Genomic DNA, 20906 nt, shown 5'->3' with positions numbered 1-20906 from the left:
CAAATCTCGGCGTTGGATTATCTGCAAAGCCCGTAACAGTCGCTGACCGTCAATTCGTACTGTCGGCTGTGATATGTGCGGGATGGATGTTATGTGCGGACGCGATCCAGAAGCCTTTTTCCACAGCTCCCGGATAGCCTGCGCCCGCGCCTGGGTTCAATCCCTGGGTTCAATCCTTTTCCATCGCCGCGTCGTACTTGCCGAGCGCGGCCGCGCCGTTCAGACGCGCGCGCTTGAGCAACGCCTGCTGCGCTTCCTTCACGTTGGCCGGCTGTCCGCGCCACGCATTCAACGGCGGCTCCTGCAACGCGCGCCCGTACGAAAAGCTCAGATTCCACGGCAGCGCGCCGAGCCGGTTCATCGCACTGAGATTGGCGGTAGCCTCCTCGGGCGACTGTCCGCCCGACAGGAACACGAGACCGGGAACCGAAGAGGGCACCGTACGCATCAGCACGCGCACGGTTGCCGCCGCGATATGCGCCGTGCTCGACTGCTGCTGATGCTCGGAGCCGGCCAGCACCATGCTCGGCTTCAGCACGATATGTTCGAGCACCACGCGATGCCGATGCAGCGCATGAAACACCTCGTGCAACACGGCCTCGGTGACTTCCGCGCAACGCTCGATCGTGTGCTCGCCGTCCATCAGCACCTCGGGTTCGACGATCGGCACGATGCCGGCTTCCTGGCTGATCGCCGCGTAGCGCGCGAGCGAATCGGCGTTCGCCTCGATCGCGAGCCGGCTCGGCAGGCTCGCCGTGATGTTGTAGACCGCGCGCCACTTCGCGAAGCGCGCGCCTTGCCGCTTGTAATCGACGAAGCGTTTGGCGAGACCGTCGAGGCCCTCGGTGATCTCGTCGCCGGGAGCGAGCGCGAGCGGCACCTTGCCGAGGTCGACCTTGATGCCGGGCACGATGCCGTTTGCCGCGGCCACCTGCGGGAACGGCGTGCCGTCGTCGGCTTTCTGGCCGAGCGTTTCTTCGTAGAGGATCACGCCGCTCACGAACTCGCCGAGGCCGGGCGTCGTCAGGAGCAGGTTGCGATACGCGCGACGGTTTTCCTCGCTCGATTCGAGACCGATCGTCTTGAAGCGTTTGGCGATGGTCGGGCCGCTTTCGTCGGCGGCGAGAAGACCCTTGCCCGGTTGAACCATCGCCTTGACGGTGGCTTGCAGCTCGCTACGGGTGTCCATGAGGTGTGCTCCCTTGGGTAGGCTCCGTTCGATGCGGTGTGCGGAGAAGTGCCGGTGACAGTTTCCTTTGCGTGACGAGTGGGTGCGAAAGCGGACTTCATTCGCCGAGCAGATGCAACACGATATCGCGCGGCTGCGGGTGACGCCGATGTTCGAACAGATACAGCCCCTGCCATGTGCCGAGCACCATCCTTCCATGCTCGACGGGCACGCACAACTGCACCTGGGTGAGCGCCGTGCGCAGATGCGCGGGCATGTCGTCGGGGCCTTCGGTGTCGTGCTCGTAGCGCGTGTCGTCCTCGGGCGCGAGGGTCTCGAAGTAGCGCTGCAGATCTCGCCGCACGGACGGATCGGCATTCTCCTGAATCAGCAGCGACGCCGACGTGTGCCGGCAAAACAGCGTCAGCAGACCAGTACGGATGTCCGTATCGTCGACGAAGCGGCGCGCGTCGTCGGTAAATTCGACGAGGCCGCGGCCGCGGGCCTGGACACTCAGATGATGGATGACCTGGCGCATGACGGAGCTCGAATCTCAGAGCGACGCGAACGCGTCGTCGATATCCTCGGCGCTGCGTGGCCGCACCACGCGCGCGACCTCGGCGCCGTCGCGCATCAGCACGAGCGTCGGCCACAGCTTGACCTTGAACGAGCGGCCGAGCGGGCGGCCCGGGCCGTCCTCGATCTTCAGATGCCGCAGGCCCGCGTGCGGCGCGAGCGCCTGGCGGATCGATGCCTGCGCGCCCTGGCAATAGCCGCACCAGTCGGTGCCGAATTCGACGACGGTGACGCCGGGCAGCGAGTCCAGCTCGGCGCGGGTCGGTCCTTTCGGGGAATAAGCTGTCGGCGAGGTCATGCGTGCTCCGCTGCTGATCGTGATCTGCCAAGGGTAGCAGCTATGCCGCGGATCGTCAGCGCAGCGGCCGTATGCTGCCGATGCGCGCGGTGTCACCGCGGCATGTTAAAAAGCGGTGCGCGCGTGCTCGACCGATCGACGCGCCGCGTCATCGCACGGAACCTCGCAAAACATGAACACACGAATCTATCTGCAACATCCGCAACACAAGGACGCTATCGCGGTCGCGACCGGCTTCAGCTGGGGCGCGTGCCTGCTCGGCTTCATCTGGGCGCTGTCGAAGAGAATGTGGTTCGCCGCGTTCGTGATGCTAGGCATCAACGTGATCCTGCTCGGCATCGGGCTGTGGGGCGAGACGGCCGATCTGATCGGCTTCGTGCTGTCGATCGTGTTCGCCTTCGCATGCGGCGCGTATGGCAACCGGTGGCACCGCTGGACGCTCGAACAGCGCGGCTACGTCGTGGTGTGATGCGTTCGCGCTGGAGCGGGGATTGCTGCGCAGGGGTGTGATCGAAGCTGAATTCAATCCGTCATGGAGGCGTTTTATGCTAATTGCATCGGCAGTCGCAGGTCTTTCCGCTGATCGGCGTTCGACGCGCCGGCCTTGCCCTCACGCTGCGGCAACTGGCCGAGCATTGCGAATGTGCGGCCCACGAACACATTCAGGCTCGTCGCTCGATTGACCCGTCCCGCCGAACGCATGACGGCTGCGGCTTGAACGATGACGACGAAAGCGACTGCTGGCACTTGCTTATCCTACCGTCGCGAACGACTCGCGCTGCTGTCTGGTTGTCTGCCCTAACAACGGATTACGCCGAGCGGGCAGCAACGCTAGACATCGCTATGCACCCCGGATAATTGACCATTGTTAACAAAAACCAAAATCCGTTTGATTGCGCCAGAATTTCCTTCCGTGCTAGCGTGATCCCCACGCATCCCTCACGCACGCAAACTTAATGCCTCAGAAACCTAATAATGGCTGACTATAACAGCAGCAACTACTGGACCTCCTCAACTACAGAAAAGCATGACAGCAAGCAAAACGCCATTGCAATATCGGTCGATGACCGCGCCGCCACCCGGCAGGCGATTATCAATATGCTTGCGCGAAAAGGCTACAGGCTGATTGAGCGTTCAGCGTGGCACGCAAAGCCCCCGAGTGGCGCGATGCGGGAAAGTCATTGGGACTATCAGGATATTGTGATACACCACGCGGGCCGCAGCTATTCTTGTGGCGCACCTTCTATTGAAGAGATGCAGCGCTTACAGGCGGAGGACATGCGCAGAAGCCCGCCTTTTGGCGATGCAGGATACCACTACGCAGTTTCATGTCAGGGCGAGATATATGAGGCCCGCGATATTCGGTTTGTTGGTGAGCATGTGGCTGCAAGCAATTCGGGAAAAATCGGTATTGTGTTTCTATCCGATTTGGTTGAGGCAGGTGAGGCCTATGAACAGGAATACGGCAATCTATCGATATTTGATAAGCTCAAAAATATTCGCGGGATTCTAACCGATCAGACTATTTCAGGGCATGATAAGCCAACCCCGGCTCAGATTCAAGCTGCCACAGCTTTGTGTGGCGTCTTAAAAGATTTTTTTAATATTTCCAGACTGGGTGGACACAGGGAATATCAAAGATTGGCAACGAATACGGGGCGGGCCTGTCCTGGCAAGCTTGGAATGGATGTTGTGAAATTGCTGCGTTCGAGATTATCGCTATCTGTGCCGGGAAGTGATCTGCCATGAAAAAGAAAGTTTTTGTGGGTGTTTTTGTTATGATTTTTGCATTGGGGATGCTCATCTTCAATGTATTTGTAGGGTATTACAATTCATATGTCGATCATAATGAGAATGAGATCTATTTTTTAAAGAAATTTCCAACTTTAAGACGGGAATTTGTCAACCCATTTGCAAATGAAGGCGATGCCCCTTCCGTGGATGAACTATCAACCAATACTCGCAGAGAGCTTTCCGATTTTTGCAAATATGCATACGGTCTGACTTTCAATGACTCAAAGTCCCTTGAGGCTTGTAGGGCGCAGATTCTTCGAGAAAATCAGTAACCGAATTCAAAGCTTTCCTATAGGTGATCGAGCACAAGCTTTTTTTCGGTTGCACTCGACTCATCTGAGGGCGAAATAGCGCAGGAGATTACATGGGAATTTTTTATGCGGCTATGGACGGAGATCCGCTGACGAGTCACGAGGACAGTCACGTTATTGCGCGCGAAGGCCATCGCGCCGCCACGGTAAAAGGGGATGACGGCAAAACCCGAAGTGTGGTCTACATTGGCGATAGCGCCTGGTGTGGTGCATGCCAAAGCACAGGGGTCATCGTCGGCGGCGCGGGGATCAGTGAGAATCGCCGCATGATTGATCTGGCCGGGGGGGCTCGCCGCCAGGCTGTCGGTGGAGATGCGATTCACTGCAACTGCTCGACCCCGCCGCGCATCATTGCGATTCACGGAACGCGATGGTCGATCACTGACGACACACAGCTTAAAGCAACGAGCACTCAGAAGCACTCCACCCCGCCAGCACCGCTTGTCGAGCCAACGCATACGCGCTGGTTCGCCATCGTCGACAGCGTAACCGATGAGCCTTTATCTGGCCGTGAATTCATCGCGAACGTTGATGGTGTCAGACAGGCCGGCAGGACCGATAGCAACGGTTACGCACGGATTACGACCAATGACGAGAAGCCCGTCGATATTCATGTGGTTTTCCATTCTCCCGCACGCAAACTCAATGCATCGGGAACCTGACAATTAACTGGTGCTTTTGAACAACTATCACACCGAGTTCGATCCGACCTACGACTACAAGGCGCAGGCGCAGCAAATGCGCGCAACTGAGGGCAAGTAGCGGCGAGCGTGCCAGCAGCTTGCCGCTAACGGCACGCATCGGCACGGCGCGGCGCGAGTCGCCGGATGCATCCGCGCACGCCTCACGGATTTGGGACAGCTATTAGCGGGTTTACGCGAGCCGCGCTCCGGGCCGATAATGCCCCGGTCGTTCCGGCCCCCTGCCTGCGACGCCTAACGTGCCTTCGAGCGCTTCGCTGCGTGTCGAGGCCCGCTCCACCTGACCCACCGCCCCGTGTTGAAAACTGCGCGTTTTTTCGACCTGCTTCGCATTCCTGGCTTCAAGCCGCTCGCCGCCGCCACCCTGATGCTCGGTGTGGCGATGTCCTTCACCGCACCGTATCTGTCTCTGTTCGGCATCGAACGCGCCGGCATGACGCCGTTCCGGCTCGGCGTATTCATGACGCTGATCGCCGCGAGCGGCGTGCTCGCGAGCACGGTGGCGGGGCGCTGGAGCGACCGGAGCGGGCGGCATCGACCGTTATTGCTGGCGGCGCTCATCGCAGCCGCGCTCGGCTACCTGTGTCTGTGCGTGGTGCGCGATTACCGGCTGCTGCTCGTGGTCGGCATCGTGTTCATCGGCGCGGGCGGTTCGGCGATTTCGATGGTGTTCTCGTTCAGCCGCGCGGCGCTGCCGGTGCCCGACCCTGCCGAGCGCGTGTTCGCGAGCGCGACGCTGCGTACGATCCTCTCGGCCGCATGGGTGTTCGGGCCGGCGGTCGGCGCGCTGGTGCTCGCCGCGACGAGCTTCACCGGACTCTTCCTGTTCGCGGCCGCCAGCTTCGCGACCTGCGGCTTCATCGTCTGGCGCATGCAGGAGCCGCAGAGCCATCTCGGCGATCACACGGTCGAGGACACCGCGTCGGAGCCGTCCGCGTCGATCACGGTGCCGCCGCTGAGGCAGCCCGGCGAGGACGCGCACGAAACACTGCCGGTCGCGTCGGCGAACGACATCCTGCGCTCGGTGACCGCGCTGACCTTGCTCGGCCTCGCCGCGAACGCGACGATGATCGTACTGCCGCTGTACATCGTGCATGGGCTCAACGGCACGCATCTCGACGTGTCGGTGATGCTCGGTCTCGGCGCGCTGACCGAGATCCCGATGATGCTCGCGCTCGGCGCGAAGTCGTCGTCGCTGCACAAGCCGAACTGGCTTGCCGCGTGCGCGGCCGTGCATGCGGTGTACTTCGTCGCGATGTCGCTGGCCGGCAACGTCAGCGTGCTGATCCCGATGCAGATGCTGAACGCGTTCGTGGTCGCCGTGACCTCGTGCCTCGGCATGACCTACGTGCAGGATCTGATGCCGCATTCGCCCGGGCGCGCGACCGCGCTGTTCTTCAATGCGGCGCGGGTCGGCTCGATCCTGTCGGGCGTGCTGTCGGGGCTGCTCGTGCAGGCGTTCAGCTATCGCGGCACGTTCCTGTTCTGCGGACTGCTGGCGCTGGGCGCGCTGGTGCTGTTCGCGGTGCCCGGCTATCGCTATCCGCTGATGTGGCGCGCGGTCAAGCGCTTCGCGGCCGAGCAATACGCGAAGCTGGCCGCCCGCCGCGGCAGCCGCGTGCCCGAGCGTAGCGAATGACACGTGAGCCCGCCGCGTTCGCTTTCGTGCGGATGCGGCGCGCCTCCAGTTGCGTGGAACTTTGAGCCGCGCTGCGCCTCTGCAAAAAAGTGCGGCTTGCTTCGGTACATTCGGCGTAGCTCGCGACACAGCGCCTATGCTTAAGGGCAGCCGCGCCGCCGCAACACGATGACCGGAAAATCGGGCAGCGCAACGCAGCATCTTTAGGAGCGAGCCATGCAGCTAGGCATGATTGGATTGGGACGAATGGGCGCCGACATGGTGCGGCGCCTGACCAGGGGAGCTCAGCAGTGCATCGTCTACGACGTGCAGCCGGCGGCGGTCGACAGGCTGAAGCAGGAAGGCGTGGCTGGCGCGAGCTCGCTCGAAGACCTCGTCGCGAAGCTCGACAAGCCGCGCGCCGTGTGGCTGATGGTGCCCGCCGCCGTGGTCGACGCGACGCTCGACAAGCTCGTGCCGCTGCTCGAGCCGGGCGACGTCGTGATCGACGGCGGCAACTCCTACTACCACGACGACATCCGCCGCGGCCAGCAACTCGGCGCGCGCCAGCTTCACTACGTGGACGTCGGCACGAGCGGCGGCGTCGCGGGGCGCGAGCGCGGCTACTGCCTGATGATCGGCGGCGAGGCTGAGGTCGTCAAACGGCTCGAACCGATCTTCTCGACGTTGGCGCCCGGCGCGGGCACGCAGAGCGCGACACCGGGCCGCGCGGCGGGCGCGAGCACCGCTGAGCAGGGCTTTCTGCATTGCGGCCCGCAAGGCGCGGGGCATTTCGTCAAGATGGTTCATAACGGCATCGAGTATGGGCTGATGGCCGCCTACGCCGAGGGTCTGAACGTGCTGCGCCACGCCGACGCCGGCCGGCACGCGCGCGAGGCCGATGCGGAGACCTCGCCGCTGCGCCGTCCCGAGCTGTATCAGTACGATCTGAATCTCGCGGATATCGCCGAGGTCTGGCGGCGCGGCAGCGTGGTCGGCTCGTGGCTGCTCGACCTGATCGCCGGCTCGCTCGCCAGCGACACCGAACTGAAAGGCTACGCGGGCCGCGTATCGGATTCGGGCGAGGGGCGCTGGACCGTCACGGCGGCCATCGACGAAGGTGTGCCGACGCCGGTGCTCAGCGCGGCGCTGTTCGCGCGCTTCAGTTCCCGCGGAGAAGCCGATTTCGCGAATCGCGTGCTGTCGGCGATGCGGCACGATTTCGGCGGCCACGCGGAAAAACCCGTTGCGCCGGACGGCGGGCTGAAGTAGCCGAGGCCATCCACGCGTGCGCTATCACGCCGACCCGCCGACCCGCCGAACCGTCCCGCCGAACTTGCCACAAGGAACCGCGATGCCAGTCAGCTCCGCCACGCCGCACGACGTCGTGTTTCTGTTCGATTGCGACAACACGCTGCTCGACAACGATCACGTGCTGCAGGATCTACGCGCGCACATGATGGGCCAGTTCGGCGAAGAGAACAGTGCGCGCTATTGGGAAATCTTCGAAAACCTGCGCACGGAACTCGGTTACGCCGACTACCTCGGCGCGCTGCAGCGCTACCGGACCGAGCATCCACGCGACACGCGCCTGCTGTTGATGTCGTCGTTCCTGATCGAGTATCCGTTTGCGAACCGGCTCTATCCGGGTGCGCTCGACGCGCTGCGGCATCTCGGCAAGCACGGGCCGACGGTGATCCTGTCGGATGGCGACGTCGTGTTCCAGCCGCGCAAGATTTCGCGCTCGGGCCTGTGGGACGAAGTCGACGGGCGCGTGTTGATCTACATCCACAAGGAGTTGATGCTCGACCAGGTGATGGAATGCTATCCGGCGCGCCATTACGTGATGGTCGACGATAAGCTGCGAATTCTGAGCGCGATGAAGAAGGCATGGGGCGCGGAACTGACCACCGTGTTTCCGCGCCAGGGACACTATGCGTTCGATGCGAAGCAGATCGCGAGCAATCCGCCCGCGGACGTGACGGTCGGGCGGATCGGCGAGTTGGCGGAGCTCGACGTGGAAACACTGTTGCGTAGCGCGAAGGGCAACTAGGCGGCGCCGCGCGCGTGGTGCGGGCGCCGTTTCATGGGTGACATCGCGGGCTCACGCGCCCAGCGCTTTCAGGCGCGCCTGGGTATCGGCCGCGCCCATCCGTGCGGCGGCATCGGCCGCGCCGACGCCGTTCGCGTCGCGCGCATGCGGGTCCGCGCCGTGCGCGAGCAGCAGATCGACGATCGCGGTGCGGTTGAACATCGCCGCGATCATCAGCGCGGTACGGCCATCGGGCGATGCGCCTTCGACGTCGGCGCCATGCGCGAGCAAGGTTTCGATCACCTTGTCGAAGCCCTTGAACGCGGCGCCCGCGATCGGTGTCTGGCCCGCGTCGTTGCGCAGGTTCGCATCGGCGCCCCGGTCGAGCAGCGTGCGCACCGCGTCGACGTGGCCGTGGTAGCTCGCGAGCATCAGCAGGCTGTCGCCGCGTTCGTTGCGCAAATTCGGCGGCACGCCTTTCTCGATGACGGCCGCGAGCATCGTCGCATCGCCGCGCCGCGCGAGATCGAAGACTTCGCGCGCGAGCGCCTGCAATTCGGGATCGGGTTGCGATGCGGGCGGGTTGTCGGTGTGGTCGGTCAAGGCACTCTCCTTGCGATGAATGAGCGGCGCGTTGCCAATGCCGCGCCCGGTCTTTCAGCGAGCATACACATTCCGTGGCGCTCGCTGTGCTAGACGTGGCTGAACAGCTTGACCAGCAGCCCGAATATGCCGATCGGTATGGCGACAGCCAGGAATGTGAACACGAGCGTAAGGACCAGGACCACGAGCACTTTGAGCGCACTGGGAGATGTCGACATGGCGGCCATTGACCTGAGACAGAAGATCACGAAAAGAAAGCAGACAGCGCAAGGAGTTGCAGCACGAATGCCACATTCAGCGCGACATACTGGGAGGGGTAGAAAGCATTCGCCCCGGTTTGAGCAGCTTAGTACATTCGACTCGCACCGCCCGGCTTCGTTTCGAGTGCGCCGCATCATCCGCCAACCAGCCTGACAGTTCTTTTCGAGGAGTGACGCCATGGCCGAAGCAACCTCGCATCCCACCCCACCGGAAGTTCTGGACCCCGATACGCTGCGCAACCTCGATCGCTACTGGCGCGCATGCAATTACCTGTCGGTGGGCATGATCTATCTGCGCGACAACCCGTTGCTGCGCAAACCGCTGAAGGCCGAGCACATCAAGAACCGGCTGCTCGGCCACTGGGGCTCCGACGCCGGCCAGAGCTTCGTGCTCGTGCATCTGAACCGGCTGATCCGCAAACACGATCTCGACGTGATCTTTCTGTCCGGCCCCGGTCACGGCGCCCCCGCGAGCCTCGCGCACTGCTACCTGGAAGGCCACTACTCGGAAATTTATCCGGACCGCAGCGAGGACGAAGCCGGTATGCGGCGCTTTTTCCGGCAATTCTCGTTCCCGGGCGGCATCGGTTCGCATTGCACGCCCGAAACGCCGGGCTCGATTCACGAAGGGGGCGAACTCGGCTACAGCCTGTCGCACGGCTACGGCGCCGCGTTCGACAACCCCGAGCTGATCGTCACCGTGATGATCGGCGACGGCGAAGCGGAAACCGGCCCGCTCGCCACGTCGTGGCACTCGAACAAATTCCTGAACCCGATCCGCGACGGCGCGGTGCTGCCGGTGCTGCATCTGAACGGCTACAAGATCGCCAACCCGACGCTGCTCGCGCGCATTCCGCGTGAGGAACTCGAAGCATTGATGGTCGGCTACGGGCACAAGCCGTATTTCGTCGAAGGCGACGATCCCGACACGATGCATCAGCAGATGGCCGCGACGCTCGAACAGTGCATCGGCGAAATTCGCGCGATCCAGCAGCATGCGCGGCAGAACAACGACACCACGCGGCCGCGCTGGCCGATGATCGTGCTGCGCTCGCCGAAGGGCTGGACCGGGCCGAAGGAAGTCGACGGTCACAAGGTGGAAGGCTCGTGGCGCTCGCATCAGGTGCCGGTGGCCGATGCGGTGAGCAATCGCAAGAGTCTGCAGATCGTCGAAGATTGGCTGCGCAGCTACGGCCCCGAAACGCTGTTCGATGCGAACGGCCGGCTCGTCGAAGAACTGCGCGCGCTCGCGCCCGAGGGCGCGCGCCGCATCAGCGCGAATCCGCACGCGAACGGAGGGCTGTTGTGCAAGATGCTCGATATGCCGCCGTTCCGCGACTACGCGGTGGCCGTGAAGAAACCGGCGGCGGCGTATACGTCGCCGACCGCGGTGCTCGGCACGTTCCTGCGCGACGTGATGCGCAACAACATGTCGAACTTCCGGCTGTTCGGTCCCGACGAAACTTCGAGCAACAAGCTGCACGCGGTCTATGAAGCGTCGGGCAAGACCTGGCTCGCCGCGCTCGAACCGGGCGACGCCGACGGCGGCGAACTGTCGCCCGATGGCCGCGTGATGGAAATGCTCAGCGAGCACACGCTCGAAGGCTGGTTGGAAGGCTATGCGCTGACCGGCCGTCACGGACTCTTCGCGACCTACGAAGCGTTCGTGCACGTGATCGACTCGATGTTCAACCAGCACGCGAAGTGGCTCGAAAAAGCCAAGCGCGAGCTCGGCTGGCGGCAGCCGGTGCCGTCGCTCAATCTGCTGATCACGTCGATCGTGTGGCGCCAGGATCACAACGGTTTCACGCACCAGGACCCCGGTTTTCTCGACGTGGTCACCAACAAGAGCCCGGACGTCGTGCGCATCTATCTGCCGCCCGACGCGAACTGTCTGCTGAGCGTCGCCGATCACTGCCTGCGCTCGCGCGACTACGTGAACGTGATCGTGTCCGACAAGCAGCCGCACCTGGACTATCTCGACATGGACGCGGCCGTCACGCATTGCACCAAGGGCATCGGCATCTGGGACTGGGCGTCGACCGATCAGGGCGTCGAGCCGGACGTCGTGATCGCGTGCGCGGGCGACATCGCGACGATGGAAGCGCTCGCCGCCGTGCAGATCCTGAAGGAGCGCTGCCCGACGCTGAAGATCCGCTTCGTCAACGTGGTCGATCTGTTCCGCCTGATGCCCGAGCATGCGCATCCGCATGGACTGTCCGACCGCGATTTCGATTCGCTGTTTACGACCAGCAAGCCGGTGATCTTCAACTTCCACTCGTATGCGGCGCTCGTGCACAAGCTTACGTACAACCGACAGAATCACGGAAACATGCACGTGCATGGCTATAACGAGAAGGGCAACATCAATACCCCGCTCGAACTCGCGATCATCAACGGCGTCGACCGCTTCACGCTGGCGATCGATGCGATCGATCGCGTGCCGTCGCTGCGCGGCGTCGGCGATCATACGAAGGAGTGGCTGCGCGGGCAGATCATCGAGCATCTCGCGTATGCGCACGAGGAAGGGATCGACAAGGAGGAAATCCGCAACTGGACGTGGAAAGGCTGAGCGAGGAGGCGCCATGCACGACCACGATCAGGAACGGACGATCCTCGTGCTGAATAGCGGGTCGTCATCGCTGAAGTTCGGGCTGTTCGCCCACTCGGCCAACGACGAAACACTGCTGCTCGAAGGCGCGGCCGAGGGCATCGGCCGCGACGACGGCCGGCTGCGGATCAGAGCGGCCGATGGCCGCGTGCTGTTGCAGCAGGAGCACTTGCTCCAATCGCAGACCGAGGCGTTGCAGGCGCTCTCGCAGGTGCTCGTGCAACAGCATCATGCGCGGCCCTCGGCGGTGGGGCATCGCGTCGTGCATGGCGGTCCGCATCTGCGCACGCACCAGCTCATCACCGACGACGTGCGCCGTCAGTTGCGCGACGCGCTGCACTTCGCGCCGCTGCATATCCCGCCGGCACTCGCGCTCGATGCCTTCGCGACCGCGGTGCGCAAGACGATCGGCGGGTACGCGGCACTGCTTGGCGGCATCGATCTGCTCGTGTTTACCGGCGGGATCGGCGAGCACAGCGTCGAGGTTCGGCGGCGCGTATGCGATGGGCTTGCGTTTCTTGGGCTCATCGAAAACGATCCGGCGGGCAAGGTGAGGGTGTTGCACGCCGAGGAGGAAAGGCAGATCGCGCGGCATTGCCGGGAACTGCTGCAAGCGGGCGGGAGCTGACTCGCCTGACTGAGGTCAGCCCTTGCGGATGACGGTCCGGTCCGCGACTGAGGTGACGCCGAACAGACGCGTCACGTCTTCGAGCATCGCGGCGCGCTGTGCTTCGCGCTGAAGCTCGCCCGACAGCGTGATGCGCCCCCGCGCGACCTTCACGCGCACGGCGCGCGGCGGCACGGCCGAATCCCACGCGAGACGGCGCGCTGCTTCGGCGGCGATCTGCGCGTCGGTCAGGCGGGCAGATTCGCTCGATCTCGAGCTTGTGGACCGCATGGCTTCTCCGCGAAACAGAATGTCGATCAACTCACACTAGCAGATGTGGCGGGTTTTGCCGGCGTGCGCGCTTCGCCGGCAGCGTAGATTCGCTCGCCGCGCCGGGCTCGCCGCGTTTATCATAGTGCCCACCTGACAGAACGCGCCGTCCAGCCGCGAACGGCGCGCGCATCTTCCACGAGACCTCGCAATCCCATGAATTCGACTCCCGACGCTCCTTCCCGACCCTCGCTGCGCGCGCTGACTGCGCTCGAAGGACGTGTTCTCGGCGTGCTCGTCGAAAAACAGCACACGGTACCCGACAGTTATCCGTTGTCGCTGAACGCGCTGACGCTCGGCTGCAATCAGAAGACCGGCCGCGCGCCGGTGATGAGCGCGACCGAGGCCGAGGTGCTGACCGCCGTCGACGGCCTGAAACGCCTGAGCCTCGTGTTCGAGGGCAGCAGCAGCCGCGTGCCGCGCTTCGAGCACAACATGAACCGCGTGCTCGGGCTGCCGGGACAGTCGATCGCGCTGCTGACAACGCTGCTGCTGCGCGGCGCGCAAACGGCCGCCGAATTGCGCCTGAACAGCGCGCGCCTGCATGGCTTCGCCGATATTTCGTCGGTCGAGGCGTTTCTCGACGAGCTGGCCGCGAACGATCCGCCTCGCGTCGTCCGGCTGCCGCGCATGGCGGGCGAGCGTGAGAATCGCTGGTTGCATCTGTTGTGCGGCGAGGTCAGCATCACCGAAGCCGCGCAGTCCGCGCTCGCCGAGGACGACAGCGTGCCGCTGTCGGCATTCGAGGCGCTGAAGGCCGAGCAGAAGCGTCTCGCCGATGAAGTCAGCCGTCTGCAGGCCGTCGTGCGGCGCATGGCGACCGAGCTGGGCATCAGCGCGGACGATCTGTGATCTGAAACGGAAACGAAAGCGAAGGCGAAAACGCGCCCGGCCGCCTGTTTCACGCATCACGCCGACGCGGCCTGTCCGCCAGCAACGTGCGCTGAGTGCGATAGAAGATCCGCGGCGGCACGTTCGGCGAGTCTTCGGCGAGACGGTCGAGCTCGGTACGGATCCCGGTGAGGTAGTGCGCTTCGCGCGCATCGGGGTCGCCGGCAAACACCGCTTCGAGCCGCCGACGCACCGCGCCATAGCGCGCACCGGCCGCGCGATGCTTCTCGGCACGCTCCGCATAGCGCAGGAACGTCTGCAACGCGGCCGACAGCGCCGCCGCCACGCTGACGAGCCCAACGACTATCCGCATCTCGATCGACACCGGCGGCGCGCTCAACGACGCGAACACCGCCGTGCCGACGAACGCGGTCAGCGCGGTCACGAGCCAGCCCATGCGGCGCTCGCGCGCCGACAGCAGATCCGCCATGTCGTAATGGCTCATCTGCGATTCGCGCGCGCGGCGAATCCATTTCAACAGCAGCTCGGTTTCGTCGACGGGCGGCTCGTAGGCGGGCAGGGTCGTCATCGTTCAGCGTTCGGCACGCGCATCAATCGTAGGAAAACGAGCTGCCGAACTTCTCGATCCGCTCCAGCGCCATGCCCGAGCCGCGTACCACGCAGGTCAGCGGCGCCTCTGCAACGAACACCGGCAGGCCGGTTTCCTCGGCGAGCAGACGGTCGAGGTCGCGCAGCAGCGCGCCGCCACCCGCGAGCGTGATGCCGCGCTCGGCGATGTCCGCGCCGAGTTCCGGCGGCGTCTGTTCCAGTGCGATCTTCACCGACGACACGATCTGATTCAGCGGATCGGTCAGCGCTTCGAGGATCTCGTTGCTCGACACCGTGAAGCTGCGCGGAATGCCCTCGGACATGTTGCGGCCTTTGACTTCCATCTCCATGACCTCGGAGCCCGGAAACGCGGAGCCGATTTCCTTCTTGATCGCCTCGGCGGTCTGCTCGCCGATCAGCATGCCGTAGTTGCGGCGGATGTAGTTGACGATGGCGTCGTCGAACTTGTCGCCGCCGACGCGCACCGAGCCTTTGTACACAATGCCGCCGAGCGAGATCACGCCGACCTCGGTGGTGCCGCCGCCGATATCGACGACCATCGAACCGGTTGCATCCGACACCGGCAGGCCGGCGCCCGTCGCCGCGGCCATCGGTTCCTCGATCAGATAGACCTGCGAGGCGCCCGCGCTATGCGCGGCCTCCTTGATCGCGCGGCGCTCGACCTGGGTCGAACCGCACGGCACGCAGATGATGATGCGCGGCGATGGCGCAAACAGCCGCGACTCGTGCGCCATCTGGATGAAGCGCTTGATCATCTGCTGGGTGATGTTGAAATCGGCGATCACGCCGTCTTTCATCGGGCGGATCGCCTCGATGTTGCCCGGTACCTTGCCGAGCATCTGCTTCGCTTCGCGGCCCACGGCGAGGATGATCTTCTTGCCGTTCGGCCCGCCTTCCTGGCGGATCGACACGACCGACGGCTCGTCGAGAACGATGCCCTTGCCGCGCATGTAGATCAGCGTGTTCGACGTACCGAGGTCGATTGCCAGGTCGTTGGAAAAGTAGCCGCGCAGAAAACCGAACATGCGTATTCCTGTCTTTGCGAAGGCGGGCGCGTGAGCGCCGCCGGGAGCTTGTCGGGGTCTGCCGCTTGCACGCGGCGGGCGGCCAGAGCGGCCGCGCGACAGCAAGAATAGCAGTTTATCGGCGGGCGCGGCCGCACTATCGTCCGCTATCTGCCGCTCGCCGGCCCCAGCCGCGCCGCGATCGTGCGGCATGCCGCAAGCAGCGGCTCGATGTAAGTGGCTTGCACATCGTCGCGGCGGCGGAAGGTCGGCATGCTGACGCTCACGCAGCCGGCCGCGCGGCCGTCCGGGCCGCGAATCGCGGCGCCGTAGCAGCAGATCGATACTTCGTTCTCCTCGCGGTCTTCCGCGTAGCCGTGCTGCGCGGTCGCGTCGAGCTCGCGGCGCACGGCGTCGAGGTCGGTCAGCGTGTGCTCGGTGAAACGCTCGAGCGGCGCGTTCTTCAGCAGCGCCTCGCGCTCGGCCACACTGAGTGTCGCCAGATACGCCTTGCCGACCGAACTCGACGTCAGCGACACGCGCGTGCCGATGCGCGATGCCATGCGCACCGCGTGCGGGCTTTCGAGCTTTTCGATGTAGACCATCTCGCCCTGGCTGGGCACCGCGAGGTGGATCGTCTCCGATGTGAAGTCGCGCAACGCCATCAACGCATCGACGGCCGCGAGCCGCAGATCCGAGCGCTCCCAGCTATGGCTCGCAAGGTTGATCAGGCGAGGTCCGAGGCCGAAGGTGTTGGCGCTGCCGCTCGCGACGATCAGCCCTTCAGCCTGCAAAGCCGCGACGATGCGATGGACGGTCGGGCGTGGATAGCCGCTCGCCGCACTCAGCTTCGCGACGTTGGGCGGCGTTGGCGCATCGGCGATCAGTTGCAGCACCGCGATGAACTTCGAGAACGCGGCCGCGCCGGCGACGGCCTTGGAGTCGGCTTTGTCGTCGGCGTGCCCGACGGCGTCATGGCCGGCGGCGCCGGCGTGGGAACGGGGTTTGGAAGCGGAACTCGACATCACACAGAGGCAGGGCAGAGCAGGGGGACGCAATTATGCCTTTATCGATGGCGTCGAACGACGGCGGCGCCGCTTCACGCGACGACCCGATCACGCGACGAGATATCCGCCGTCGACCGGCACGATTGCGCCCGTCATGAACGACGCCGCCGGCGAGCACAGGAACACCGCGACCTGCGCGACTTCCTCCGGCGTGCCCCAGCGACGCAGCGGCGTACGTTCCAGAATCGCCAGCGAGCGGCCATCGTCGTCCTGCAACGTCTGGGTGAGCGGCGTTGCGATCCAGCCCGGCGCAACCGCATTGACGCGAATGCCGTCGGCGGCATAGGCGATCGCGAGTGACTTCGTTAGCTGCGCCACCGCGCCCTTGCTCGCGCTATAAGCGGGCACGAGACCGCCGCCGAAAAAACTCAGCATCGACGCCGTATTGACGATGCAGCCCGCCGACGCCTTCAACAAGTCGCGCGCGGCGGCGCACACGCGCATCGTGCCGTTCAGATTGATATCCATCACGCGTTCGAACACGTCGAGCCGATGTTCTTCGACGCGGCTGATCACGCCGGCGCAGTTGACCACGATGTCGAGACGCTCGAACGCGTTCACCGCGGCCGTGACGGCGTTGCCCGAGCGGACATCCAGCGTGACGCGCGCAATCTCGCGATTGAGCGTATCGGGCGTGCCTTCGGGCAGCGGCAAACCAGCCGCCACCGTGTGCGCGCCAAGCTGCGCGAGCGTGTTGGCGATCGCCGCGCCGATACCGGACAAGCCGCCGGTCACGAGCGCGGTCTTGCCTTCGAGGAGCTGGTTCTGGAACGTCATGGGAGAAGCCGCCTCAGGTGGGTTGGGTCTCGATCGAGTTCGCGAGCGGCGCGGGCGCCACTTCCTGGACGACGAACAGATAGACGAGCGCCGCCGCGAACGCGACGGCCGCGCTGATCAGCAGCGCGTTGACGAACGAATGCGTCCGATCGACGACGATGCCGGTGATCACCGGCGCGAACGAGCCGCCCAGATAGCCACCGAAGTTCTGCATGCTGCCGAGCGACGCCACCAGATGTCGCGGCGCGGCGACGCTGACGAGCGCCCATGCGCTGCCGCTCGACAGGTTCACGAACAGCATCGCGAGCGACACGTAGACGATCGCGAGCGTCGTGCTCGGTGTGTAGGCGGCCGGCACCGTGAATGCGGCCGCGCCGACGAGACCAACGCACAGCGGCCACTTGCGGCTGCGGATCGGCGCCATGCCGCGCTTCAACAGATAGTCGGCGATCACGCCGCTGCTCGCCATGCCGATCGTGCCGAACACATACGGAATCGCGACGAGCCAGCCGGTGTGCGCGATGCTCAGATGACGCTCACGCTCCAGATAGCCGGGCAGCCACGTCAGATAGAGCCACACCATGTAGATCACGCCCATGAAGCCGAAGATCATGCCCCACGTGTTGCGCAGCTTGAACAGCGCGCCCCATTCGGACCAGCTGAGGCCCTGCGGGTTCTCCTGGCCGGTCGCGCCTTCGTTCAGATGCGCGGTTTCTTCTTCGGTCAGCGCGATTTCGCTGCGATTACGATAGACGAGGTACCACGCGAGCGCGACGACAACGCCGACCACGCCCATGATGACGAACATCGTTCGCCATCCGAAGGAAAGCATCAGCACCGTGAGCAGCGGCGGTGCGATCATCGGCGCGATGGTGGACGACGAGATGAAGGTGCCGATCGGCGTGCCGCGCTCGCGTACCGCGAACCATTCGCTGACGACTTTGGCGCCGGCGGGAAACAGCGGCGCCTCGGCGATGCCGAGCACGACGCGCGCCGTGAGGAAGTGATTGAGCGTCTGGATGAAGCCGCCCGCGACCTGGGCGATCGACCACACGAGCATGCCGAGGCCGAGCATCACGCGCGATCCGAAACGGTCCAGCAGCGCGCCGACCGGCAACTGCGCGAACGCATACGACAACGAGAACGCGGACAGCAGCAGCCCCATCTGCGAAGCGGACAGATGCAATTCCTCGCTGACCAGATGATTCGCGATCGACAGCGTGCTGCGGTCGAGATAATTGACGATGCCCGCCACCGTCAGAAAGACGACGGCGACCACCTGGATACGTTTCAGACGCTGCGACTTCTGAAGCATGTTTGTCTCCTGCGCAATGGGTCCTGCTGTGTGGGAATGGTGTTGCCGTGCCTGTCGGTATTGCGGTGTCCTGGCTGTTGGTTCTGTTGGGGCTTGCGCGGCCTTTTACCGGACGAACTGCTCGACGTAGTCTTCGCCGAGGCCCACCGCCGCGTAGTGCTTGCGGCACATGTCGATCTTCGTGAATACGTCTTCGTAACCGGTGTAGTTCCCGTACGGATCGCAATAGAACATCACGCCGTTGACCTGGAAGTACGTGATCATTTCCTCGACGTCCTCGGGCACATATAACGTATGCGTTTCGCCCGGCGGCTCGTACACGTAGCTGCCTTCGGTCGCGACCCAGTCATGCTCGAGATAACGCCAGCGGCCCTTGAGCACCATGCCGTGCACGGCCTGCGGATGACGATGCCGGCTCAACACGCCCGAGCGGCGTACGCGCAGCAGATTCATCCAGTATCCCTGCGACGCATTCAGGCACAGTGGGCGGAACGACACGTTTTCTGCCTGCGGGACCCACACGCGTTCGTCGGTCGGAATCGCGAAGGGCACGACGATTTCCTTTTGCGCTTCCTTCGGGAACGGTAGCTGGTACGGCGTCAGGTCGGATTGATTGGCCTCTGGCATGGGAAATTCCTCGCGAAGTGTGCAGAAAAAAGCAATGTCCACATTGTGGATAACAAGTCCACGATATGGTTATTATCCGAACCGCTTTGGGCGGGGTCAATCCTGGGGAAATTACTGGTCAGGCACGATAAAGCGACGCCGCACTCGTTCTCGAATCGCGCGAAAGATGCAGGTGTTGCTATCTCATAAAAGCCGCACGACACGCAAAAAGCGCCTAAAACAAGGCCTGCGCGCGCATTCTGATCGAACACCATCTTTAAGTCTGCTTTAAGTGGAGGCCACTACATTACGCATCCACCACGTAACCCTCCGCAAGACTCCCTGACTATGACCACCAAAAACTATTGGCGCGGTAGCGCTGCGATCTGCGCTGTCCTCGCAATCGGCGGCGCGTACGCTCTCAGCCATCGCAATGCCGATGCGTCGGTGAACGACGCGCAGGGCCCGACGTCGTCGCTGCACTCGGCGGCGGATGTCGTCGGCTCGCGCTCGTCGGCACCGGACTTCTCCAGCATCGTGACGCGCTATGGCCCGGCGGTCGTGCATATCGGCGTGAAACAAGCCGCGTCGGTCGACGAGAACGGTCAACGCAAGAGCGGCGGCGAAGCGCTCGGCTCGGGCTTCATCATCAGCCAGGACGGGTACATCCTGACCAACAATCACGTCGTCGACGGCGCGACCAGCGTGACCGTGAAGCTCACCGACGGCCGCGAATTCCACGCGCGCGTGATCGGCAAGGACAAGGCCACCGACGTCGCCGTCGTCAAGATCGACGCGACCAATCTGCCGACCGTGAAGATCGGCAACCCGGACAGCAGCAAGGTCGGCGAATGGGTCGTGGCGATCGGCTCGCCCTACGGCTTCGACAGCACGGTGACCTCGGGCATCATCAGCGCGAAGTCGCGCTCGTTCTCCGACGATAGCCCGATCCCGTTCATCCAGACCGACGTGCCGGTCAACCCGGGCAACTCGGGCGGTCCGCTGTTCAACCTGAACGGCGAAGTGATCGGCATCAACTCGATGATCTACTCGCGCACCGGCGGCTTCCAGGGACTGTCGTTCGCCATCCCGATCGACGCGGCGATGCACGTGAAGGACCAGCTCGTGAGTACCGGTCACGTAAGCCGCGGCCGCATCGGCGTGGGCGTGCAGCCGCTCAGCGCCGATAAGGCCAAGGCGCTCGGCCTCGACTCGACGGGCGGCGCACTGGTCGGCTCGGTCGATCCGAATGGTCCCGCGCACGCAGCCGGTCTGCGCCAGGGCGACGTGATCGTCGGCGTGAACGGCAAGCATATTGGTAACACGACCGAATTGATCGGTCAGGTCGCGCAACTGTCGCCGGGCAGCAAAGCGACGATCAGCGTGTGGCGCAACGGCGGCGAAAGCAAGCTGGCGGTGACGGTGGGCGCGCAGCAAGCGTCGGACATGGCGTCGGCCGCGCCACGCGAAGAGCAGCAGGAACAACCGCAGCAGCAAAACCGTCCGCGTCTCGGCGTCGCCGTGCGTGCACTGACTCAGGACGAACAGCAGCAAGCGCAGCTGCCGGGCGGCGTGGTGGTGCAGCAGTCCACCGGTCCGGCCGCCGAAGCCGGCATTCAGGCGGGCGACATCATCGTTGCCGTCGACGGCAAGGTGATTCACGGCGTCGAGCAACTGCGCCGCATGATCGCTCAGGCGGACGACAGCGTGTCTGTCACCGTGGTGCGCGATGGTGAACAAGCATCGGTCGACGTAACGCTTGGCTGA

General features: G+C 64.0%; 24 protein-coding genes. 11 read left to right on the top strand and 13 right to left on the bottom strand.

What is annotated here, in order from left to right:
* Positions 1-169: 169 nt before the first annotated feature.
* From F6X37_RS11570 to F6X37_RS11560, 3 genes are all read right to left on the bottom strand, one after another.
* Positions 170-1189: a class I fructose-bisphosphate aldolase gene (locus F6X37_RS11570; protein ID WP_187611385.1), complete on the bottom strand. Its 1020-nt coding sequence runs from the start codon at positions 1187-1189 to the stop codon at positions 170-172.
* Positions 1190-1286: 97 nt separating this feature from the next.
* Complete coding sequence (locus tag F6X37_RS11565; RefSeq protein ID WP_184060159.1) at positions 1287-1706, bottom strand: secondary thiamine-phosphate synthase enzyme YjbQ; 420 nt, start codon at positions 1704-1706, stop codon at positions 1287-1289.
* 15 nt (positions 1707-1721) lie between these two features.
* Positions 1722-2042 carry a thioredoxin family protein gene (locus F6X37_RS11560; protein ID WP_090809954.1) on the bottom strand — a complete coding sequence of 107 codons (321 nt, stop codon included), beginning with the start codon at positions 2040-2042 and terminating at the stop codon, positions 1722-1724.
* Between the two features lie 172 nt (positions 2043-2214).
* On the opposite strand from F6X37_RS11560, the gene F6X37_RS11555 reads away from it, so the two are divergent.
* Positions 2215-2511, top strand: a complete 297-nt coding sequence (locus F6X37_RS11555) for a DUF2628 domain-containing protein (protein ID WP_187611384.1) — start codon at positions 2215-2217, stop codon at positions 2509-2511.
* Between the two features lie 74 nt (positions 2512-2585).
* Here the strand turns inward: F6X37_RS11555 and F6X37_RS11550 are convergent, their stop codons facing one another.
* On the bottom strand, positions 2586-2744 hold the full coding sequence (locus tag F6X37_RS11550; protein WP_187611383.1) for a hypothetical protein: 159 nt from the start codon (positions 2742-2744) through the stop codon (positions 2586-2588).
* 273 nt (positions 2745-3017) lie between these two features.
* On the opposite strand from F6X37_RS11550, the gene F6X37_RS11545 reads away from it, so the two are divergent.
* From F6X37_RS11545 to F6X37_RS11520, 6 genes are all read left to right on the top strand, one after another.
* A complete protein-coding gene (locus tag F6X37_RS11545; RefSeq protein WP_187611382.1) occupies positions 3018-3791 on the top strand; it encodes a peptidoglycan recognition family protein in 774 nt (257 codons plus the stop codon).
* Positions 3788-4108, top strand: coding sequence for a hypothetical protein (locus F6X37_RS11540; protein WP_143037284.1), 321 nt, complete (start codon positions 3788-3790; stop codon positions 4106-4108). The genes F6X37_RS11545 and F6X37_RS11540 overlap by 4 nt, the downstream gene beginning before the upstream one ends.
* A 92-nt stretch (positions 4109-4200) precedes the next feature.
* Complete coding sequence (locus tag F6X37_RS11535; protein ID WP_187611381.1) at positions 4201-4809, top strand: hypothetical protein; 609 nt, start codon at positions 4201-4203, stop codon at positions 4807-4809.
* A 334-nt stretch (positions 4810-5143) separates the two neighbouring features.
* Entirely contained in the window at positions 5144-6487 is a 1344-nt protein-coding gene (locus F6X37_RS11530; RefSeq protein WP_187611380.1) for a sugar efflux transporter, read from the top strand.
* A 216-nt stretch (positions 6488-6703) separates the two neighbouring features.
* Entirely contained in the window at positions 6704-7738 is a 1035-nt protein-coding gene (gene gnd, locus F6X37_RS11525) for a phosphogluconate dehydrogenase (NAD(+)-dependent, decarboxylating) (RefSeq protein ID WP_187611379.1), read from the top strand.
* Between the two features lie 82 nt (positions 7739-7820).
* Positions 7821-8519 carry an HAD family hydrolase gene (locus F6X37_RS11520; protein ID WP_187611378.1) on the top strand — a complete coding sequence of 233 codons (699 nt, stop codon included), beginning with the start codon at positions 7821-7823 and terminating at the stop codon, positions 8517-8519.
* 51 nt (positions 8520-8570) lie between these two features.
* On the opposite strand, the gene F6X37_RS11515 is transcribed toward F6X37_RS11520, so the two are convergent.
* Both F6X37_RS11515 and F6X37_RS36770 read right to left on the bottom strand, forming a co-directional pair.
* Positions 8571-9101 carry an ankyrin repeat domain-containing protein gene (locus tag F6X37_RS11515; RefSeq protein WP_187611377.1) on the bottom strand — a complete coding sequence of 177 codons (531 nt, stop codon included), beginning with the start codon at positions 9099-9101 and terminating at the stop codon, positions 8571-8573.
* Between the two features lie 89 nt (positions 9102-9190).
* Positions 9191-9319 (bottom strand): hypothetical protein, encoded by a 129-nt coding sequence (locus F6X37_RS36770; RefSeq protein ID WP_262419862.1) that lies wholly within the window; start codon positions 9317-9319, stop codon positions 9191-9193.
* 220 nt (positions 9320-9539) lie between these two features.
* Here F6X37_RS36770 and F6X37_RS11510 point away from each other — a divergent pair, with 220 nt between their 5' ends.
* On the top strand, positions 9540-11933 hold the full coding sequence (locus tag F6X37_RS11510) for a phosphoketolase (RefSeq protein ID WP_184060173.1): 2394 nt from the start codon (positions 9540-9542) through the stop codon (positions 11931-11933).
* 13 nt (positions 11934-11946) lie between these two features.
* A complete protein-coding gene (locus tag F6X37_RS11505) occupies positions 11947-12600 on the top strand; it encodes a hypothetical protein (RefSeq protein ID WP_187611376.1) in 654 nt (217 codons plus the stop codon).
* Positions 12601-12615: 15 nt separating this feature from the next.
* Here F6X37_RS11505 and F6X37_RS11500 read toward each other — a convergent pair whose 3' ends face one another.
* On the bottom strand, positions 12616-12870 hold the full coding sequence (locus F6X37_RS11500; protein ID WP_187611375.1) for a BON domain-containing protein: 255 nt from the start codon (positions 12868-12870) through the stop codon (positions 12616-12618).
* A 195-nt stretch (positions 12871-13065) separates the two neighbouring features.
* On the opposite strand from F6X37_RS11500, the gene F6X37_RS11495 reads away from it, so the two are divergent.
* A complete protein-coding gene (locus F6X37_RS11495) occupies positions 13066-13761 on the top strand; it encodes a YceH family protein (RefSeq protein WP_187611374.1) in 696 nt (231 codons plus the stop codon).
* A 49-nt stretch (positions 13762-13810) separates the two neighbouring features.
* Here F6X37_RS11495 and F6X37_RS11490 read toward each other — a convergent pair whose 3' ends face one another.
* The 6 genes from F6X37_RS11490 to F6X37_RS11465 all read right to left on the bottom strand — a co-directional run bounded on the left by F6X37_RS11490 (position 13811) and on the right by F6X37_RS11465 (position 19160).
* The gene (locus tag F6X37_RS11490) at positions 13811-14329 is read right to left on the bottom strand and encodes an SLATT domain-containing protein (RefSeq protein WP_184035137.1); all 519 of its coding nucleotides are present in this window, start codon (positions 14327-14329) and stop codon (positions 13811-13813) included.
* A 22-nt stretch (positions 14330-14351) separates the two neighbouring features.
* On the bottom strand, positions 14352-15395 hold the full coding sequence (locus F6X37_RS11485) for a rod shape-determining protein (protein WP_013091688.1): 1044 nt from the start codon (positions 15393-15395) through the stop codon (positions 14352-14354).
* Between the two features lie 146 nt (positions 15396-15541).
* Entirely contained in the window at positions 15542-16399 is an 858-nt protein-coding gene (locus tag F6X37_RS11480; RefSeq protein ID WP_187611373.1) for an IclR family transcriptional regulator, read from the bottom strand.
* A gap of 90 nt (positions 16400-16489) precedes the next feature.
* On the bottom strand, positions 16490-17218 hold the full coding sequence (locus tag F6X37_RS11475; protein ID WP_187611372.1) for an SDR family NAD(P)-dependent oxidoreductase: 729 nt from the start codon (positions 17216-17218) through the stop codon (positions 16490-16492).
* Between the two features lie 13 nt (positions 17219-17231).
* Positions 17232-18533 (bottom strand): MFS transporter, encoded by a 1302-nt coding sequence (locus tag F6X37_RS11470; protein WP_187611371.1) that lies wholly within the window; start codon positions 18531-18533, stop codon positions 17232-17234.
* 105 nt (positions 18534-18638) lie between these two features.
* Complete coding sequence (locus tag F6X37_RS11465) at positions 18639-19160, bottom strand: 2,4'-dihydroxyacetophenone dioxygenase family protein (RefSeq protein ID WP_090809981.1); 522 nt, start codon at positions 19158-19160, stop codon at positions 18639-18641.
* Positions 19161-19487: 327 nt separating this feature from the next.
* Here F6X37_RS11465 and F6X37_RS11460 point away from each other — a divergent pair, with 327 nt between their 5' ends.
* Entirely contained in the window at positions 19488-20906 is a 1419-nt protein-coding gene (locus F6X37_RS11460) for a trypsin-like peptidase domain-containing protein (protein WP_187611370.1), read from the top strand.

This window comes from Paraburkholderia sp. 31.1, assembly GCF_014397645.1.
Taxonomy (GTDB): domain Bacteria; phylum Pseudomonadota; class Gammaproteobacteria; order Burkholderiales; family Burkholderiaceae; genus Paraburkholderia; species Paraburkholderia tuberum.
The sequence above is the reverse complement of the archived record's forward strand: the minus strand, read 5'-3'. Positions and strand labels throughout refer to the sequence as shown.

Bases quoted from the DNA above. Each gene is read 5' to 3' on its own strand.
- F6X37_RS11475 (WP_187611372.1), bottom strand. From the start codon at position 17,218: ATGACGTTCCAGAACCAGCTCCTCGAAGGCAAGACCGCGCTCGTGACC.
- F6X37_RS11500 (WP_187611375.1), bottom strand. From the start codon at position 12,870: ATGCGGTCCACAAGCTCGAGATCGAGCGAATCTGCCCGCCTGACCGAC.
- F6X37_RS11465 (WP_090809981.1), bottom strand. From the start codon at position 19,160: ATGCCAGAGGCCAATCAATCCGACCTGACGCCGTACCAGCTACCGTTC.
- F6X37_RS11555 (WP_187611384.1), top strand. From the start codon at position 2,215: ATGAACACACGAATCTATCTGCAACATCCGCAACACAAGGACGCTATC.
- F6X37_RS11460 (WP_187611370.1), top strand. From the start codon at position 19,488: ATGACCACCAAAAACTATTGGCGCGGTAGCGCTGCGATCTGCGCTGTC.
- F6X37_RS11490 (WP_184035137.1), bottom strand. From the start codon at position 14,329: ATGACGACCCTGCCCGCCTACGAGCCGCCCGTCGACGAAACCGAGCTG.
- F6X37_RS11520 (WP_187611378.1), top strand. From the start codon at position 7,821: ATGCCAGTCAGCTCCGCCACGCCGCACGACGTCGTGTTTCTGTTCGAT.
- F6X37_RS11540 (WP_143037284.1), top strand. From the start codon at position 3,788: ATGAAAAAGAAAGTTTTTGTGGGTGTTTTTGTTATGATTTTTGCATTG.
- F6X37_RS11470 (WP_187611371.1), bottom strand. From the start codon at position 18,533: ATGCTTCAGAAGTCGCAGCGTCTGAAACGTATCCAGGTGGTCGCCGTC.
- F6X37_RS11505 (WP_187611376.1), top strand. From the start codon at position 11,947: ATGCACGACCACGATCAGGAACGGACGATCCTCGTGCTGAATAGCGGG.
- F6X37_RS11510 (WP_184060173.1), top strand. From the start codon at position 9,540: ATGGCCGAAGCAACCTCGCATCCCACCCCACCGGAAGTTCTGGACCCC.
- F6X37_RS11480 (WP_187611373.1), bottom strand. From the start codon at position 16,399: ATGTCGAGTTCCGCTTCCAAACCCCGTTCCCACGCCGGCGCCGCCGGC.
- F6X37_RS11550 (WP_187611383.1), bottom strand. From the start codon at position 2,744: ATGCGTTCGGCGGGACGGGTCAATCGAGCGACGAGCCTGAATGTGTTC.
- F6X37_RS36770 (WP_262419862.1), bottom strand. From the start codon at position 9,319: ATGTCGACATCTCCCAGTGCGCTCAAAGTGCTCGTGGTCCTGGTCCTT.
- F6X37_RS11485 (WP_013091688.1), bottom strand. From the start codon at position 15,395: ATGTTCGGTTTTCTGCGCGGCTACTTTTCCAACGACCTGGCAATCGAC.
- gnd (WP_187611379.1), top strand. From the start codon at position 6,704: ATGCAGCTAGGCATGATTGGATTGGGACGAATGGGCGCCGACATGGTG.
- F6X37_RS11565 (WP_184060159.1), bottom strand. From the start codon at position 1,706: ATGCGCCAGGTCATCCATCATCTGAGTGTCCAGGCCCGCGGCCGCGGC.
- F6X37_RS11570 (WP_187611385.1), bottom strand. From the start codon at position 1,189: ATGGACACCCGTAGCGAGCTGCAAGCCACCGTCAAGGCGATGGTTCAA.
- F6X37_RS11535 (WP_187611381.1), top strand. From the start codon at position 4,201: ATGGGAATTTTTTATGCGGCTATGGACGGAGATCCGCTGACGAGTCAC.
- F6X37_RS11495 (WP_187611374.1), top strand. From the start codon at position 13,066: ATGAATTCGACTCCCGACGCTCCTTCCCGACCCTCGCTGCGCGCGCTG.
- F6X37_RS11560 (WP_090809954.1), bottom strand. From the start codon at position 2,042: ATGACCTCGCCGACAGCTTATTCCCCGAAAGGACCGACCCGCGCCGAG.
- F6X37_RS11545 (WP_187611382.1), top strand. From the start codon at position 3,018: ATGGCTGACTATAACAGCAGCAACTACTGGACCTCCTCAACTACAGAA.